The following is a 16,386-nucleotide window of genomic DNA, read 5'->3' as shown; positions in this document are numbered from 1 at the left end:
CCATGGCAAAAGAGATATTATTGGTTGCTGAAGCCGTTTCCAATGAGAAAGCGGTTCCAAAAGAAAAGATTTTCGAAGCGTTAGAGTTCGCATTAGCGACTGCGACCAAGAAAAAACACACAGGTGAAATCGAAGTACGTGTAGCAATTGACCGTAAAACCGGTGACTACGACACATTCCGTCGCTGGCAAATTGCAGAAGTACTTGAAGATGGTTCACTAGAAAACCCATACAGTGAAATTACATTAGAAGCTGCGCAAGTTGAAGATGAAAGCTTGCAGCTTGGTGATTTTGTTGAAGAGCAAATCGAGTCAATCAAATTTGACCGTATTACAACACAAATGGCTAAGCAAGTAATCGTACAAAAAGTACGTGAAGCTGAGCGTGCTTTAGTTGTAGATGCATACAAAGATCAGCAAGGCGAGCTTGTAACGGGTGTTGTTAAAAAAGCAACACGTGATGCAATCGTGCTTGACTTAGGTAACAACGCAGAAGCGGTTATTTACCGTGACGACATGTTACCACGCGAAAACTTCCGCCCAGGCGACCGTATCCGTGGTCTACTTTACGAAGTAAAACCAGAAGCACGTGGCGCGCAGTTATTTGTAACGCGTTCGAAGCCAGAAATGCTAATGGAACTGTTCCGCATTGAGGTGCCAGAGATTGGCGAAGAGATGATTGAATTACGTGCAGCGGCGCGTGATCCAGGTTCTCGTGCTAAAATCGCTGTTAAATCTAACGACAAACGTATTGACCCAGTTGGTGCGTGTGTTGGTATGCGTGGCGCACGTGTGCAAGCTGTTTCAACAGAGTTGGGCGGTGAGCGTGTTGATATCGTACTTTACGATGACAACCCAGCACAGTTTGTTATTAATGCAATGTCACCTGCAGAAGTGGCGTCTATCGTAATGGACGAAGACACGCATTCAATGGATATCGCTGTTGAAGCAGATAACCTAGCGCAAGCAATTGGTCGTAATGGTCAAAACGTACGTCTTGCTAGCCAGTTAACTGGTTGGGAACTAAACGTTATGACTGTTGAAGACATGCGTCAGAAGAATGAAGCTGAATCTGATAAGTTAATTAACTTATTCACTGAAAACTTAGATATCGATGACGACTTTGCAACATTGCTTATTAACGAAGGTTTCTCAACGCTTGAAGAAGTAGCCTACGTACCAGCGTCAGAGTTTTTAGAAATAGACGGCCTAGATGAAGAAACAGTTGATGTGTTACGCTCTCGTGCAAAAGATGCGTTAACAACTAAAGCATTGAAAACTGAAGAAAGCCTAGAAGGTGCTGAGCCTGCTGAAGACTTATTAGCACTTGAAGGATTAGAGCGTCACCTTGCATTTGTAATGGCAAGTAAAGGTGTAGTAACGCTTGAAGATTTAGCAGAGCAGGGAATTGACGAATTAGTTGATATCACTGAGCTGTCACCTGAACAAGCAGGTGAACTGATTATGGCTGCGCGTAACATTTGTTGGTTCGCAGACGAGTAATTTATTAACGGAGGTATTAGAAACTATGGCAGAAGTAAATGTTGAAAAACTAGCCGGGGATATTGGTACAACTGTTGATAAATTACTTCAACAATTATCGCAAGCCGGTATTACCAAAAAAGCAGGTGATAATGTAACTGAAGCAGAAAAAGCAACGTTACTCGATCATTTAAGCAAGTCACATGGTGGCACGGGCTCTGAAGGCCCAGCTCGCATGACGTTGCAACGTAAGAGCAAAAGCACATTAAGTGTGACCGGCTCTACAGGTCAAGCAAAGTCAGTGCAAGTAGAAGTACGTAAAACACGTACTTATGTTAAGAAGAGTGCAATTGAGCAGGAGCAAGAGCAAGCACGTATCGCCGCTGAAGAAGCAGCACGTCGTGAAGCTGAGCAAAAAGCTGCTCAAGCAGCCGCTGAACTTAAAGCGAAACAAGATGCAGAACGTAAAGCTAAAGAAGAAGCTGATCGTAAAGCAAAAGAGGAAGCTAAACGTAAAGCAGATGCTGAACGTGTAGCAAAACAGAAGCAGATGACCCCTGAGCAAAGTGCTAAGTCTGAGAAAGATCGCATCGAAGCTGAGCGTCTGCAAAAAGAAGCAGAAGAGGCCGCATTGAAGAAAGCTGAAGAAGAAGCGAAACGTCAAGCAGAAGAGGCAAGAAAGCTAGCTGAAGAGAATTCAGCGCGCTGGAAGAAAGAAGAAGAAGAACGTAAGAAACGCGAAGAAACCGCGGATCACCATCTTACGACTTCTACCTACGCACGTGAAGCAGAAGATGTTGCTGATGCGCGTGATGAGCAGGGGTCACGCCGTGCGAAGAAAAAGAAAAAGGCGCCAGCAAAAGATAAGTTTGCTGCAGCTAAAGGCCGTAAAGGCAAGCTAAAAGCACCAACGTCGTTACAGCATGGTTTCCAAAAACCTACTGCTGACGTTAAAAATGAAGTGCGTATTAGCGAAACAATCACAGTTGCTGAGCTTGCATCACGCATGGCAGTTAAAGGCGCTGAAGTTGTTAAAACAATGATGAAAATGGGTGACATGGTTACCATTAACCAAGTGATTGACCAAGAAACAGCACAGCTTGTTGCTGAAGAAATGGGTCACAAAGTTATCATCGTTAAAGAGAACGAATTAGAGCAAACAGTGCTAAATGACCGCCATGAAGATGGTAAGTCAGAGCCACGTGCACCAGTTGTTACTGTAATGGGTCACGTTGACCATGGTAAAACATCAACACTTGATTACATTCGTTCAGCGAAAGTTGCATCAGGCGAAGCCGGTGGTATCACGCAGCACATTGGTGCTTACCACGTTGAAACTAACGGCAACATGATCACGTTCTTAGATACACCAGGACACGCCGCGTTTACATCAATGCGTGCACGTGGTGCAAAAGCGACTGATATCGTAATCCTAGTGGTTGCAGCAGATGATGGTGTAATGCCACAAACTAAAGAAGCAGTACAGCATGCTCGTGCAGCTGGCGTTCCTTTAATTATCGCTGTAAACAAAATGGATAAAGAAGGCGCAGATCCAGATCGCGTTAAGAACGAATTAGCACAGCTAGACGTTATCCCTGAAGATTGGGGCGGTGATACGCAGTACGTTCATATCTCAGCTAAAACAGGCTTAGGTATTGATGAGCTGTTAGAAGCTGTTCTTATGCAATCAGAGCTTCTTGAGCTATCTGCACCAAGTGAAGGTATGGCAGCAGGTGTTGTAATCGAATCACGTCTTGATAAAGGCCGTGGTCCGGTTGCATCTATTCTTGTTCAGTCAGGTACGCTTAACCAAGGTGATATCGTACTATGTGGTTTAGAATACGGCCGTGTACGTGCAATGAAAGATGAAAACGGTAAAGACATTAAGTCTGCTGGCCCATCTATCCCAGTAGAGATTTTAGGTCTTTCTGGTATCCCAGCTGCAGGTGATGAAGCGACTGTTGTTAAAGATGAGCGTAAAGCGCGTGAAGTTGCTCTTTATCGTCAAGGTAAATTCCGTGATGTTAAATTGGCTCGTCAGCAAAAAGCGAAGCTTGAAAACATGTTTACTAACATGGCTGAAGGCGATGTATCAGAAGTTAACGTGGTACTTAAAGCTGACGTTCAAGGTTCAATTGAAGCAATTTCAGATTCACTAACTAAGCTTTCTACTGATGAAGTAAAAGTGAAGATTGTTGGCTCTGGCGTAGGTGGTATCACAGAAACTGATGCGACACTTGCTGCGGCTTCAAACGCAATCGTAGTTGGTTTCAACGTTCGTGCTGATGCATCAGCGCGTAAAGTAATTGATACTGAAAACCTAGACCTTCGTTATTACAGCGTAATCTATGCCTTAATCGAAGAAGTTAAGCAAGCCATGTCTGGTATGCTTGCTCCTGAGTTTAAGCAAGAGATCATTGGTCTTGCTGAAGTACGTGACGTATTTAAGTCTCCAAAAATTGGCGCAATTGCTGGTTGTATGGTTACTGAAGGTACTATTAAGCGTAGCGCACCAATTCGTGTATTACGTGAAAACGTGGTTATTTACGAAGGTGAACTTGAGTCACTTCGTCGCTTTAAAGACGACGTTCAAGATGTTCGTAATGGCATGGAATGTGGTATCGGCGTTAAGAACTACAATGACGTTCGCGTTGGTGACCAAATCGAAGTATTCGAAACAGTTGAAGTACAACGTTCACTTTAATTGTTAGCATATTAAGATGATAAATGGGGGCTCAGCCCCCATTTGTGTATCCATTATTAAATTAACTTATTTATATTTCTCAATAAGTTATAAAATTAGAGTAAAAAGCAATGAGAGAATTTTCTCGCACTGATCGTGTTGCTCAGCAAATTCAAAAAGAAATTGCTGTTATATTGCAACGCGAAATTAAAGATCCACGTTTAGGCATGGTGACTGTATCAGCCGTTGAAGTATCACGTGACTTGTCTTACGCCAAAGTGTTTATTACGGTATTTAATACTGAAGATGAAAACGCCGCTAAGCAAAGTGCAAAAGTACTAAACGAAGCAACAGGGTATATTCGCTCGTTATTGGGCAAGCGTATTCGTGCTCGTATTATGCCTGAGCTTAAATTCGTGGTTGATAACTCACTAATGGAAGGGATGCGTATCTCTAACTTAGTTGACTCAGTTATCCGTGAAGATAACGCTAAACACGTAGATGACGAAAACGACAGCGAAGAAGGCACTAAAGACTAATGGCAAGACGCAGTAAGGGCCGTCCGATTGATGGCATTTTGTTGTTAAACAAACCACAAGGTATTTCATCGAACAGAGCCTTACAGCAGGCAAAAGGTATTTATTTTGCACAAAAAGCTGGGCATACCGGGGCACTTGACCCTTTAGCCACAGGTATGTTGCCGATTTGCTTTGGTGAAGCGACCAAGTTTACCCAGTTTTTACTCGATACAGATAAAACCTATGTGGTACGAGCAAAACTAGGTGAGCGCACTACTACGTCAGATTCTGATGGTGAAGTGGTTGAAACACGTGATGTAAACGTGACAAAAGAATTGCTAGAGCAAGAAATTGCCAAATTCTTAGGTGAGTCTGATCAATACCCGTCAATGTATTCAGCGCTTAAATATGAAGGTAAACCTTTGTATAAATATGCGCGTGAAGGTATTGAAGTCCCACGCAAATGTCGAAAAATCAATGTATTCAGTTTAACGCTTGATGAGTTTGATGAAGCGAACAACGAAGTACAAATGACCGCTCATGTATCTAAGGGCACCTACATCCGCACTATTGTGGATGATTTAGGTGAAAACCTAGGCTGCGGTGCGCATGTCATTATGTTGCATCGCTCTGCTGTTGGTCATTACCCTGCAGATAAAATGGTTTCGCTTGAGCAGCTTGAAGCATTGTTAGCAAAAGCTAAGGCTGAAGATCTTGCGCCTTCGAATTACCTTGACGAGCTGCTATTGCCTATGGATACAGCACTGGTTGATTTACCGGTTGTTGAGATAACTAAAGAGCAGGGCATGTCGTTTAGTCATGGTCAAGCTGTTGTACTGGGCAAAGTCTTGCCTGAAGGGCCTATTAAAGTACTAGCTGATGGCGTGTTTATCGGCACGGGTGAACGTAACCCTGATGGTCATTTAAAGTCTAAACGCGGTTTATCGAATCAGCAACAGAACACAGACTAACTTTATCTTGTAGTTATTACTAAAACTGGTAGAATACGCCCGCTTAATCGTTTTGGCTGAATTAGTGATCGGCTAAGACACCTTTTACATTTATTTTTGGAGTTACTATGTCACTAAGCAATCAAGAAAAAATCGATATCATCGCAAAATTCGCACGTGCAGAAGGCGACACTGGTTCACCTGAAGTACAAGTTGCACTTTTAACTTTTGATATCAACAAGCTTCAAGGTCACTTCGCTGATCACAAGCATGACTTCCACTCACGTCGTGGTCTGCTTCGTAAAGTAAGCACTCGCCGTAAACTGCTTGATTACCTTAAAGGTAAAGACATTGCACGTTATACTGCGTTAATCCAAGAGCTTGGCCTACGTCGCTAAGAACTAGATTTCATAAAAAGGAGCTTATTAGCTCCTTTTTTTGTGCCTGAAATTTGTCAAAGAATTTGCTGCTTTCATTCTAAAATGCTTGAAAAACAAGCTTAAATCCCCATCATTACTTATAGACTATGCGTGTAAGCAAAGTGACATCAAGAGTCTGTATTATCTAGTCGCTAGACTCGCATTTTTATGTGGCTTTGGTATATACTATGCCCGACATTAAAAAGGTTTAATGTCTTACAAAACATCATTGCCAATTGTAGTACTTAATTGATTTCCAACTGAATACAATTATGTACTGTAATTGGTACTTTGATGGAACACTTATTTAGATTTGAAGGATATTTTAAGTGCAAGCAATTATTAAAGAATTTCAACTAGGTCAACACACCGTTACCCTAGAAACAGGTGCAATCGCACGTCAAGCAGACGGCGCAGTATTAGCAAGCATCGGCGACACGTCAGTATTAGTGACTGTTGTTGGTAAGCGTGAAGCACAACCAGGTCAAGATTTCTTCCCACTAACAGTTAACTACCAAGAGCGTATGTACGCTGCGGGTCGTATCCCAGGTGGTTTCTTAAAGCGTGAAGGTCGTCCTAACGATGGCGAAACACTTATTGCACGTCTAATTGACCGTCCAATTCGTCCACTTTTCCCAAATGGTTTCGTAAACGAAGTACAAGTTATTGCAACGGTTGTTTCTGTTAACCCTGAAATCCAACCAGACATGGTTGCGATGATTGGTACTTCAGCAGCACTTGCTATCTCTGGTATTCCATTTAGTGGCCCAATTGGTGCAGCGCGTGTTGGTTATATCAATAACGAATACGTACTTAACCCAACACTAAAAGAACTTGAAGAAAGCCAACTTGATTTAGTTGTTGCAGGTACTGATAACGCGGTACTTATGGTTGAATCAGAAGCAGACGTTCTTGCTGAAGACGTAATGCTGGGTGCGGTTGTGTATGGTCATGAGCAATCTCAAGCTATCATCAACGCTATCAACGAATTCAAAGCAGAAGCGGGCAAGCCTACATGGGATTGGTCTGCACCTGAGAAAAACGTATCTCTTGAAGAGAAAGTAGCATCTTTAGCGGCTGATAAAGTAGGCGAAGCTTACCGCATCACTGATAAAGTAGCGCGTAAAGAAGCATTAACTGCAGCAAAAGACGCTGTTGTTGAAGCACTTACGAGCGAGCTTGCTGAAGACGAAACACTGGATAAGCAAGAAGTGGGTAAAGTATTCGGTTCACTAGAGAAGAAAATCGTACGTGGCCGCATCACTGCTGGCGAAAAACGTATCGATGGTCGTGAACCAGATATGATCCGTGCTCTTGACGTAATGACTGGCGTATTACCGCGTACTCACGGTTCTGCAATCTTTACTCGTGGTGAAACTCAAGCACTTGTTACTGCTACACTTGGTACAGAACGTGATTCACAGTTAATCGACGATTTAACTGGCACACATAAAAACCACTTTATGCTTAACTACAACTTCCCTCCGTTCTGCGTAGGTGAAACTGGTTTTGTAGGTTCTCCTAAGCGTCGTGAAATCGGCCATGGTAACCTAGCTAAGCGTGGTATTTCAGCTGTAATGCCAACACTGACTGAGTTCCCATACTCAATCCGTGTTGTATCAGAAATCACTGAATCAAATGGTTCATCTTCAATGGCATCTGTATGTGGTACATCACTTGCTCTTATGAATGCAGGTGTACCAATTAAAGCATCTGTTGCAGGTATCGCAATGGGCCTAGTTAAAGAAGACGAGAAATTCGTTGTTCTTTCTGACATCTTAGGTGATGAAGATCACTTAGGTGACATGGACTTTAAAGTTGCGGGTACATCAAACGGTATCACTGCATTGCAAATGGATATCAAGATCGAAGGTATCACGCAAGAAATCATGCAAATTGCGCTTAAGCAAGCAAAAGCGGCACGTTTACACATCCTAGGTGTGATGGACGAGGCAATTGCAGCACCGTCTGAAGAGCTTTCTCAATTTGCTCCGCGTATCTACACGATGAAGATCCCTGCGAAGAAAATTGCTGAAGTTATCGGTAAAGGTGGCGCTACAATTCGTCAACTTACTGAAGAGACGGGTACAACGATTGAAATCGAAGATGACGGTACAATTAAAATTGCTGCAACAGACGGCATGAGCGCACAAGATGCAATCACGCGTATTGAGCAATTAACAGCTGAACTAGAAGTGGGTACTATCTACCAAGGTAAAGTTGTACGTATCGTAGATTTTGGTGCGTTCGTGAACATTTTACCTGGTAAAGATGGTCTAGTGCATATTTCTCAAATCAGCACTGAGCGCGTAAATAACGTTGCAGATCACCTTAGCGAAGGCCAAGAAGTGAAAGTCAAAGTACTAGAAGTAGACCGTCAAGGTCGCGTACGTTTAAGCATTAAAGAAGCAATGGAATCAGCAGCACCTGCAGCTGATACATCAGCTGACGCTTAATTGTTGATATTTAGTCCAGTTAATTACTGGATTGCATAAAAAGGGGCTGTTTAGCCCCTTTTTTTATGCTTTAATGAAACCTCTTTATATACAACTTGTCTATATTGCTTACTTTTGAGGTATTAAGGATTTTAATGATTTTTAAACATGTAGCGTTTGCAACAGTGGCTTTATTGTCTTTAAGTGCGTGCCAATCTACCACGCAAGCGGAGCCGACTCCTATTATCAATGTGCCTTTCACTGCGCCTTTAGCTTCTGATTTTAGAAGTGAAATTGCCATTGCGCGTTATTCTGAATTATTAAACCGCACAGATTTATCTACAGAGCAACAAGCGAAGCTTTATTATGACCGCGGCGTGTTATTTGACAGCCTCGGTATGGCTACCTTAGCGCGTATTGATTTTAACCGCGCCGTGCAAATGAAACCTGATTTAGCTGAAGTATATAACTTTTTAGGTATTCACCACACCTTGATGCAGCAGTATGAAAAAGCGTATGAATTTTTTGACTCAGCGCTTGAACTTAATGAACAGCATGAATATGCGTATTTAAACCGTGGCATTGCTTTGTACTACGGCGATAGACCTACTTTAGCTACTGCTGATTTAGCTGAGTTTTTACAGCGCGCTCCAAGCGATCCATATCGCGTATTATGGCTTTATTTAGCGCAATCTCACGATAATTCAGAGCAGGCATTAATTGATTTAAAAGCTAAAGCCCAAGGGCTTGATGAAACACAATGGGCGTACGGCCTTATATCTTTATATTTAGGTGATATGAGCGAACAAAGCTTCTTGGCGAGTATCGGTGAGGGAGTTAGCTCAAACGAAGAGTATGCTCAACGACTCTGTGAAGCCTATTTTTATTTGGCGAAGATGTATCAAGCGCGAGGCTTGGATTATGAAGCCGCAGATTTTTTTCGCCTCGCTTTAGCGACTAATGTGCATGAATTTGTAGAGTATAAATATGCTCGCCTTGAGCTTGAGTTAATGGCTGGTGATAACCAGAGTTAACACTCGGCTTCTTTGTGGTTTATTACTGAGCCTTTACGTACTAACAGGCTCAGTGAACCACAGCTCTAAGTTAGCTCTGTGGCTAGGCTTCTCGGATGCCAAATCTGCTATTGCGGGCTTTTATCAATTCCCTCGTGCTTTTAATAACTCCCTTTCAAGTTTTCCGCAGCCAATTGTCAAAGCGCTTGCACTGAATGGTTTTGCTAATGCGCAATTTAACTGGGCGCTTGTATTATTAAGGCAATCGCACGCGGATAAAGCTAAGTTATTTTGGCAGTTAAGTGTTACTCAGCAACCAGCTAATAAACGTGAACAATTAGCTCAATTACTTGTAAAGCAAAAGCGCTGGGCAGAGCTAGAACTGCTTGCAAAGCAAGGTTTAATACCTATCTCTGATGCGCTTGAAACTTTAAAGTTACACCTAAGCTACCCCAAGGAATCTATTTCTAGTGAGTTTGCTAAACGCACGGGGATTGCTTTATTTACGCACAGCCAAGTTGCAGAACAGCGGTGTAGCTACAATGTACTTATGTTGAGCAATCATCTTGAAGGGTTAACTAAGTTAAACGCTTTTAAACAAAAACATCTGCTTTCACCACAACCAGCTAGCAATAGTTTTTGTTTTTCTACGCCTGTGTACTTAGGTGATTCAATAGAGTGCCAGTCTAACCCTCTTAAGGCGGCTAATTGTCATTGGCAACCGCTTATCAATAAAGTGCAGTGGCCCCGTGATTTTGATTTCATTGTAATGATGCCGCGAAATGGTAAAGGCAATGTTCGCTCTGGCATTATGCAATTGGGTTCGCAAAGTCACTATGGGCTTTTTTTGCATGAATTAATGCACTTTGATGGTTTTGAAGATGAATATGCTCTGCCAACAGCGAAACAAGCATGGTTATGCAAGCAAACAGGCTATGTGGCGCCAAACCTGTTTATAGCTAATGGCATATCACCTCCGCAAGGTTGGCATTTAAGCCAAAGTTGCCAAGGTAAAATAAAAGCGTATAAACCCAGTAAAAATTGGTCAATTATGCAATATCAGCAGGTTGCTTTATCAACGCAGTACAAAGTACTCTGGTCGAAGCAAATAAAGAGTAAAGACAATCAACCATTACGTTTTGTCGATTATTTTAGCAAACTGTCGGAAACGGTAAATATTATTGACAAAATGACGAATAATCATATCAGTGAGTAAAGTTGTTTATATTATTAAATTGACGTTAAATTAGTTTAAAATTTGAGCAGGTAGGGAGGCTTGCTATAGACAAAATGTCCCTCAGTCAGTATAACTATACCTATATATAATATTCATTTAAGCTGAATTAAATACCATTTCAATGACCAGTACACAACTAAAATTAATTATTAGCGTATTGATATTCTTATGACTTTAAAAGGTTCCTCATTATGACTTTGCTCTGGATACCCTTGTTATCCTTAATTGGCAGTGTTATTTCTTCATGCACCGGCAAATTATCTCGTAATCAAACCACGAGCCTGACCTTAATAGCACCTTTGTGTGCGTTAGCGATTGCAATTTACCATACCCCAGCCGTATTAAGTGGAGAAACAATCCGTTATACCCTTAATTGGATCCCGGCATTGGGGATGGAGATCGCATTTCGTTTAGATGGTTTAAGCTTGCTATTCATTTTTATGATTTTAGGCATAGGCTCACTCGTTATTTTCTATACGCGTTATTATTTAAGTAGTAACGACTCTATGCCAAAACTGTATAGTTATTTAATGCTGTTTATGACTGCAATGCTCGGTATTGTTATGTCTAATAATGTTATTCAATTATGGCTGTTTTGGGAGCTAACCAGTATAAGCTCTTTCTTATTGATCAGCTATTGGTGGCATAAATCAGAAGCGCGTAAAGGCGCGCGCATGGCGCTCGCGGTTACCGGTGCTGGCGGCTTGGCGCTACTGGGTGGTTTATTGTTACTGGGTGATATTGTTGGTAGTTATAACCTTGATACCATTTTAGCCAGTCGTGTATTAATTCAATCACATGATTTGTATGAACTTGCTTTAGTATTAGTATTATTGGGTGCGTTTACTAAATCCGCTCAATTCCCATTCCATTTTTGGTTACCTCATGCCATGGCTGCACCAACACCGGTAAGTGCTTATTTGCACTCGGCAACTATGGTTAAAGCGGGTATTTTCTTAATGGCGCGTTTTCATCCAGCGCTTGCGGGGAACGACACCTGGTTTATTTTAGTAGCGATGAGCGGTTTGGCAACATTGTTAGTGGGTGCTTACATTGCTTTATTTAAACATGATCTAAAGGGCCTCTTAGCGTACTCTACAATTAGCCACCTTGGCTTAATCACTTTATTATTAGGCCTAGATACAGAGCTTGCTACAGTTGCAGCTATCTTCCATATAATCAATCACGCCACGTTTAAAGCATCACTGTTTATGGCAACGGGTATTATCGATCATGAAACAGGGACTCGTGATATGCGTAAACTCAATGGTATGTGGCGGTTTATGCCATATACTGCGACTTTGGCGATGGTTGCTGCTGCAGCGATGGCGGGTGTGCCACTGTTAAACGGTTTCTTATCAAAAGAAATGTTTTTTGCTGAAACCTTACATCAGCAGGTGCTGGGTTCTATGTCTTGGTTAATTCCAGTGCTGGCAACTCTAGCCGCTGCGTTTTCTGTTGCCTATTCAGCTCGTTTCATTCATGACGTTTTCTTTAACGGCGACCCAATTGATTTACCAAAAATACCTCATGAGCCGCCACGCTATATGCGAGTACCTATCGAAATATTAGTGGTGCTGTGCTTATTAGTGGGTATGTTTCCGAACTTTGTAGTGGATGGTATTTTATCAGCAGCGTCACTTGCTGTGCTCGGTGATGCAACCCCTGAGTTTAAACTGTCTATTTGGCATGGTTTTAACTTGCCTTTATTAATGAGTTTTATTGCTTCTGCATGTGGTGTGTTTATTTATATTCAACGCAAACATTTATTTCAATTTCAGGCATCTCTACCGGCATTTAATGCTAAAAAGACATTTGAAAGAGTTCTTTATAGTGTTATTAAGTGGAGCCAAGATAAAATCCAAAGCACAGAAAATGGCTCATTACAGCGCTATATAGTAATAATGCTGGGAGTTGTATTGCTGTGTGCAGGTTGGCCGTTATTTGAAATGGGCGCGTTAGCAGGCACAGCACCAAGCACGCCAATAGATTTTCATAATGCAATAGGTGCTGGTTTATTAATTATAGGTGCCATCAGCACTGTACTTTGGCATCGCTCACGCATGGTATCATTATTAATGATATCAATAGTGGGCTTAATGGTATCTGTTGCCTTCACTCGTTTCTCTGCGCCTGACTTAGCATTAACGCAATTAACGGTAGAAGTAGTGACGGTCATACTGCTTATGTTGGCATTGTTTTTCTTACCTCAACGTACGCCAAAAGAGTCAAGCTCTTTACGTATTTTACGTGACTTAGGTATTGCCTCTGCTGTGGGGGTCGTGGTCGCGAGTATTTGTTATGCACTGCTTACTCGTCCGCTTGAATCAATTTCGGATTTCTTTGTTGCCAATGCTAAAACAGGCGGTGGGGGTACTAACGTTGTAAACGTTATTTTAGTCGATTTTAGGGGCTTTGATACGCTAGGTGAAATCACGGTATTGGGTATTGCTGCTCTGGGTATTTATAAGTTACTTGCTAATTTACCGCTGTTTATGCCTGCCAGTGATAGTGAAGGACGTCCGTGGGCTCGCGAGCGCTACCCGATACTACTATCGAGCATTTCACAGAGTTTATTACCTTTGGCTTTATTAGTATCGGCCTATATCTTTTTACGAGGTCACAATTTACCAGGTGGAGGCTTTATTGCAGGGCTAGTGACGTCTATTGCATTTATTTTGCAGTATATGGCTCGCGGCTCGGTGTGGATCACCTCGCGCTTTGATGTAAATTACCGCAAAATTATTGCATCAGGTATTGCTATCGCTATGTTTACAGGGCTAGGTAGTTGGGCGTTTGGTCGACCGTTTTTAACCACATGGTTCGACTACTTTGATATCCCATTTGTTGGTGAAACTGAGCTGGCAAGTGCCATTATATTTGATTTAGGTGTGTATTTAACGGTTGTTGGCGCTACGCTGATGATTTTAGCGAGCCTTGGTAAGCTGACAGCAGATGCACCAAAAGAAGAGGTTAATATTTAATGGAACTGTTATACGCATCGTGTGTAGGTGTATTAGTGACTTGTGGTATTTACTTGCTCCTACGAGCTCGTACTTTTCCTGTTGTACTGGGGCTGACCATGATTTCCTATGCTGTAAACTTGTTTTTATTTTCAGCTGGACGCTTAACAATTAATAAAGCAGTGGTATTGGGTACTGGTGCTGATTATGCAGATCCTTTACCGCAAGCTTTGGTTTTGACCGCCATAGTTATCGGGTTTGCTATGACCGCATTCGTGGTTATTTTAGCTATACGTGGCCGTGCTGATTTAGGTAACGACCATGTCGATGGCCACCTTGTTAAGAGTAATAACAAGGAGCACAGATGATTCAGCATATAGCTTCATGGCCTGTATTGCTCCCTATGCTGGCAGCAATACTTTTGTTAATGCCTCCGTGTGGTAAAAGTATTCCAATTCGTCGGGTGGTATCGATTGTCATGTCAATCATCACTGCCTGTGTAAGTGTCGCGCTACTAATTAGTGTTTATAAAAATGGCCCAATAGTATATGCCATTGGTGATTGGCAAGCCCCATTTGGTATTGTGTTGGTAGCCGATTTATTATCAGTGTTAATGGTAGCTTTAACCTCATTTTTAGCTTTAGCAGTGGCCCTATACAGCAGTGTAGGTGATGATGAAAAAGGCAGCTTTTTTCATCCACTAGTGCACTTTCTTGTGTTAGGTGTAAATGGCGCGTTCTTAACAGGCGATCTATTTAACCTATTTGTTTTCTTTGAAGTCTTGCTAATTGCATCATATGCCTTACTGATGCATGCGGGCGATAAACATAAAACCCGTGCTGCTTTGCAATACGTTATTTTAAATTTAATCGGTTCAAGTGTCTTTTTAATCGCTTTGGGGATTTTATATGGTGTATTGGGTACGTTAAATATTGCCGATATGTCACTTAAAGTTGCGCAACTACAAGGGGATGACGTATATCTTGCTAAGATTGGTGGTTTGTTATTACTGGTTGTGTTTGCCTTAAAAGGGGCGTTATTACCTCTTCATTTGTGGTTACCTAACACCTATGCTAGCGCAATGCCGGTAGTTGCTGCTTTATTTGCGATTATGACTAAGGTAGGCGTGTACGCTATGTTACGTGTTTACACAGTTATATTTGGTGAAAATGCTGGACTCTTAAATCATATGGCGCAGCCTTGGCTTTGGGGGTTAGCAATAGCAACCATTGTTATTGGTGCTATTGGTGTGCTTGCTGCACAAGACTTACGTAAGCTCACGGCCAACCTTGTCATTGTATCTGTAGGCACCTTGGTTGCTTTAGTGGCCATACAGCATGTAAGCGCAACAGCGGCACTCCTTTATTATCTAGTTCATTCAACATTAGTGTGTGCGGCACTGTTTTTATTAGCTGACTTAATATCACATCAGCGTGGAAAAGTGGCTGACAGATTGGCTCCAGGGCGAGGTGTAGCACAACCAGTATTATTAGGAATATGCTTTATTATTGCTGCTCTTGCTGTAGTGGGCATGCCGCCTTTATCTGGTTTTGTCGGTAAAATTTGGATTTTGAAAACAACCTTAGACAGTGAACGAGCTTTAGTGTTTTGGCCGGTATATTTGATTGCTAGTTTTGCTTTGCTTGTTGCATTAACACGAGCAGGGACCAGTTTATTTTGGGAGCGAAAACATCAAGATCGTGAGCACCCAGATGAAGACAACGCTAAACCTGTGCAAGTAATTGCGATAGTAGGCTTATTAGCAGGATCGCCATTAATGGTAATATTTGGCGGTCCAATCAGCGAATATATGATTGCTGCTGCCACTCAATTACATGATATTAGTACAAGTATAAATACAGTGCTTAAGGGAGGTTTATAATGCGCTTAGAATCCCGTTTTCGCTGGTTGCCAACACCATTTCGAAGCCTCTTGTTGTTTGTTGTTTGGTTGTTGCTTAACAACAGTGTATCGCCCGGACACTTAGTGCTGGCAACATTATTTGCTTTTTTTATTCCTATTATTACGTTTCCGTTTCGCGAGCCGCAACCGCTTATCATTAAGCCAGGACTTGCGATTAAACAGTTATTACTCGTGCTTTACGATATTGTGACTGCTAACATGCAAGTGGCACTGTTGATTCTCGGACCTGTTAAAAACCTACGTCCAGCCTTTGTCAAAGTGCCACTGGACTTAAGTCATGAAATGCCAATTACTATACTGGCAAGTACGGTTTCGCTCACCCCAGGTACTGTAAGTGCAGAGGTTTACCCTATCCCTGAGTCACTTCCTGAGGGGGAAGAGCCTACACAACGTTATTTATTGATCCATGTTTTAGATTTAGCCGATGAGCAAGAGTTGATTAACACAATCAAAATGCGTTATGAAGCACCGCTTAAGGAGATTTTTCAATGTTAGAAACGGTATTTTTAATCGTCTTTGCAATGATTGGTTTATCGCTATTACTTAATTTATGGCGGCTTGTTGTTGGTCCTTCAGTGCCTGATAGAATTTTGGCGCTTGACACCATGTATATAAATACTATTGCTTTGATCATACTGTATGGTATGAATATGGGAACTGGGCTGTATTTTGAAGCAGCACTACTCATTGCTATGCTCGGTTTTGTAAGTACAGTCGCAGTATGTAAATACTTGCTACGTGGCGATATCATTGAATAAGGTAAT

13 protein-coding genes are annotated in these 16,386 nt (G+C 41.9%); all 13 read left to right on the top strand.

Going from position 1 to position 16,386, the window contains the following annotated elements; all coding sequences use genetic code 11:
• The first annotated feature begins 2 nt into the window (after nucleotides 1-2).
• The 13 genes from nusA to B5G52_RS00275 all read left to right on the top strand — a co-directional run bounded on the left by nusA (nucleotide 3) and on the right by B5G52_RS00275 (nucleotide 16,380).
• The gene (gene nusA, locus B5G52_RS00335; RefSeq protein WP_087530720.1) at nucleotides 3-1,502 is read left to right on the top strand and encodes a transcription termination factor NusA; all 1,500 of its coding nucleotides are present in this window, start codon (nucleotides 3-5) and stop codon (nucleotides 1,500-1,502) included.
• A gap of 25 nt (nucleotides 1,503-1,527) precedes the next feature.
• The gene (infB, locus tag B5G52_RS00330) at nucleotides 1,528-4,185 is read left to right on the top strand and encodes a translation initiation factor IF-2 (RefSeq protein WP_087530719.1); all 2,658 of its coding nucleotides are present in this window, start codon (nucleotides 1,528-1,530) and stop codon (nucleotides 4,183-4,185) included.
• A 110-nt stretch (nucleotides 4,186-4,295) separates the two neighbouring features.
• Nucleotides 4,296-4,703, top strand: coding sequence for a 30S ribosome-binding factor RbfA (gene rbfA / locus B5G52_RS00325; RefSeq protein ID WP_087530718.1), 408 nt, complete (start codon nucleotides 4,296-4,298; stop codon nucleotides 4,701-4,703).
• Nucleotides 4,703-5,653, top strand: coding sequence for a tRNA pseudouridine(55) synthase TruB (gene truB / locus B5G52_RS00320; RefSeq protein ID WP_087530717.1), 951 nt, complete (start codon nucleotides 4,703-4,705; stop codon nucleotides 5,651-5,653). The genes rbfA and truB overlap by 1 nt, the downstream gene beginning before the upstream one ends.
• A gap of 107 nt (nucleotides 5,654-5,760) precedes the next feature.
• Complete coding sequence (gene rpsO / locus B5G52_RS00315; protein ID WP_016707659.1) at nucleotides 5,761-6,030, top strand: 30S ribosomal protein S15; 270 nt, start codon at nucleotides 5,761-5,763, stop codon at nucleotides 6,028-6,030.
• A gap of 350 nt (nucleotides 6,031-6,380) precedes the next feature.
• On the top strand, nucleotides 6,381-8,507 hold the full coding sequence (gene pnp, locus B5G52_RS00310; RefSeq protein WP_087530716.1) for a polyribonucleotide nucleotidyltransferase: 2,127 nt from the start codon (nucleotides 6,381-6,383) through the stop codon (nucleotides 8,505-8,507).
• 134 nt (nucleotides 8,508-8,641) lie between these two features.
• On the top strand, nucleotides 8,642-9,520 hold the full coding sequence (nlpI, locus tag B5G52_RS00305) for a lipoprotein NlpI (protein ID WP_087530715.1): 879 nt from the start codon (nucleotides 8,642-8,644) through the stop codon (nucleotides 9,518-9,520).
• A 52-nt stretch (nucleotides 9,521-9,572) separates the two neighbouring features.
• Nucleotides 9,573-10,715 (top strand): tetratricopeptide repeat protein, encoded by a 1,143-nt coding sequence (locus B5G52_RS00300; protein ID WP_087530714.1) that lies wholly within the window; start codon nucleotides 9,573-9,575, stop codon nucleotides 10,713-10,715.
• A gap of 212 nt (nucleotides 10,716-10,927) precedes the next feature.
• On the top strand, nucleotides 10,928-13,720 hold the full coding sequence (locus tag B5G52_RS00295; protein ID WP_087530713.1) for a monovalent cation/H+ antiporter subunit A: 2,793 nt from the start codon (nucleotides 10,928-10,930) through the stop codon (nucleotides 13,718-13,720).
• Nucleotides 13,720-14,067 (top strand): Na+/H+ antiporter subunit C, encoded by a 348-nt coding sequence (locus tag B5G52_RS00290; RefSeq protein WP_064667620.1) that lies wholly within the window; start codon nucleotides 13,720-13,722, stop codon nucleotides 14,065-14,067. Before B5G52_RS00295 ends, B5G52_RS00290 begins: the two co-directional genes overlap by 1 nt.
• Complete coding sequence (locus B5G52_RS00285; RefSeq protein ID WP_087530712.1) at nucleotides 14,064-15,581, top strand: monovalent cation/H+ antiporter subunit D; 1,518 nt, start codon at nucleotides 14,064-14,066, stop codon at nucleotides 15,579-15,581. The genes B5G52_RS00290 and B5G52_RS00285 overlap by 4 nt, the downstream gene beginning before the upstream one ends.
• Complete coding sequence (locus B5G52_RS00280) at nucleotides 15,581-16,117, top strand: Na+/H+ antiporter subunit E (RefSeq protein WP_087530711.1); 537 nt, start codon at nucleotides 15,581-15,583, stop codon at nucleotides 16,115-16,117. The genes B5G52_RS00285 and B5G52_RS00280 overlap by 1 nt, the downstream gene beginning before the upstream one ends.
• A complete protein-coding gene (locus B5G52_RS00275) occupies nucleotides 16,111-16,380 on the top strand; it encodes a K+/H+ antiporter subunit F (protein WP_087530710.1) in 270 nt (89 codons plus the stop codon). The genes B5G52_RS00280 and B5G52_RS00275 overlap by 7 nt, the downstream gene beginning before the upstream one ends.
• Nucleotides 16,381-16,386 lie beyond the last annotated feature (6 nt).

The organism is Pseudoalteromonas sp. A601 (assembly GCF_002165575.1).
GTDB lineage: Bacteria > Pseudomonadota > Gammaproteobacteria > Enterobacterales > Alteromonadaceae > Pseudoalteromonas.
The sequence above is the reverse complement of the archived record's forward strand: the minus strand, read 5'-3'. Positions and strand labels throughout refer to the sequence as shown.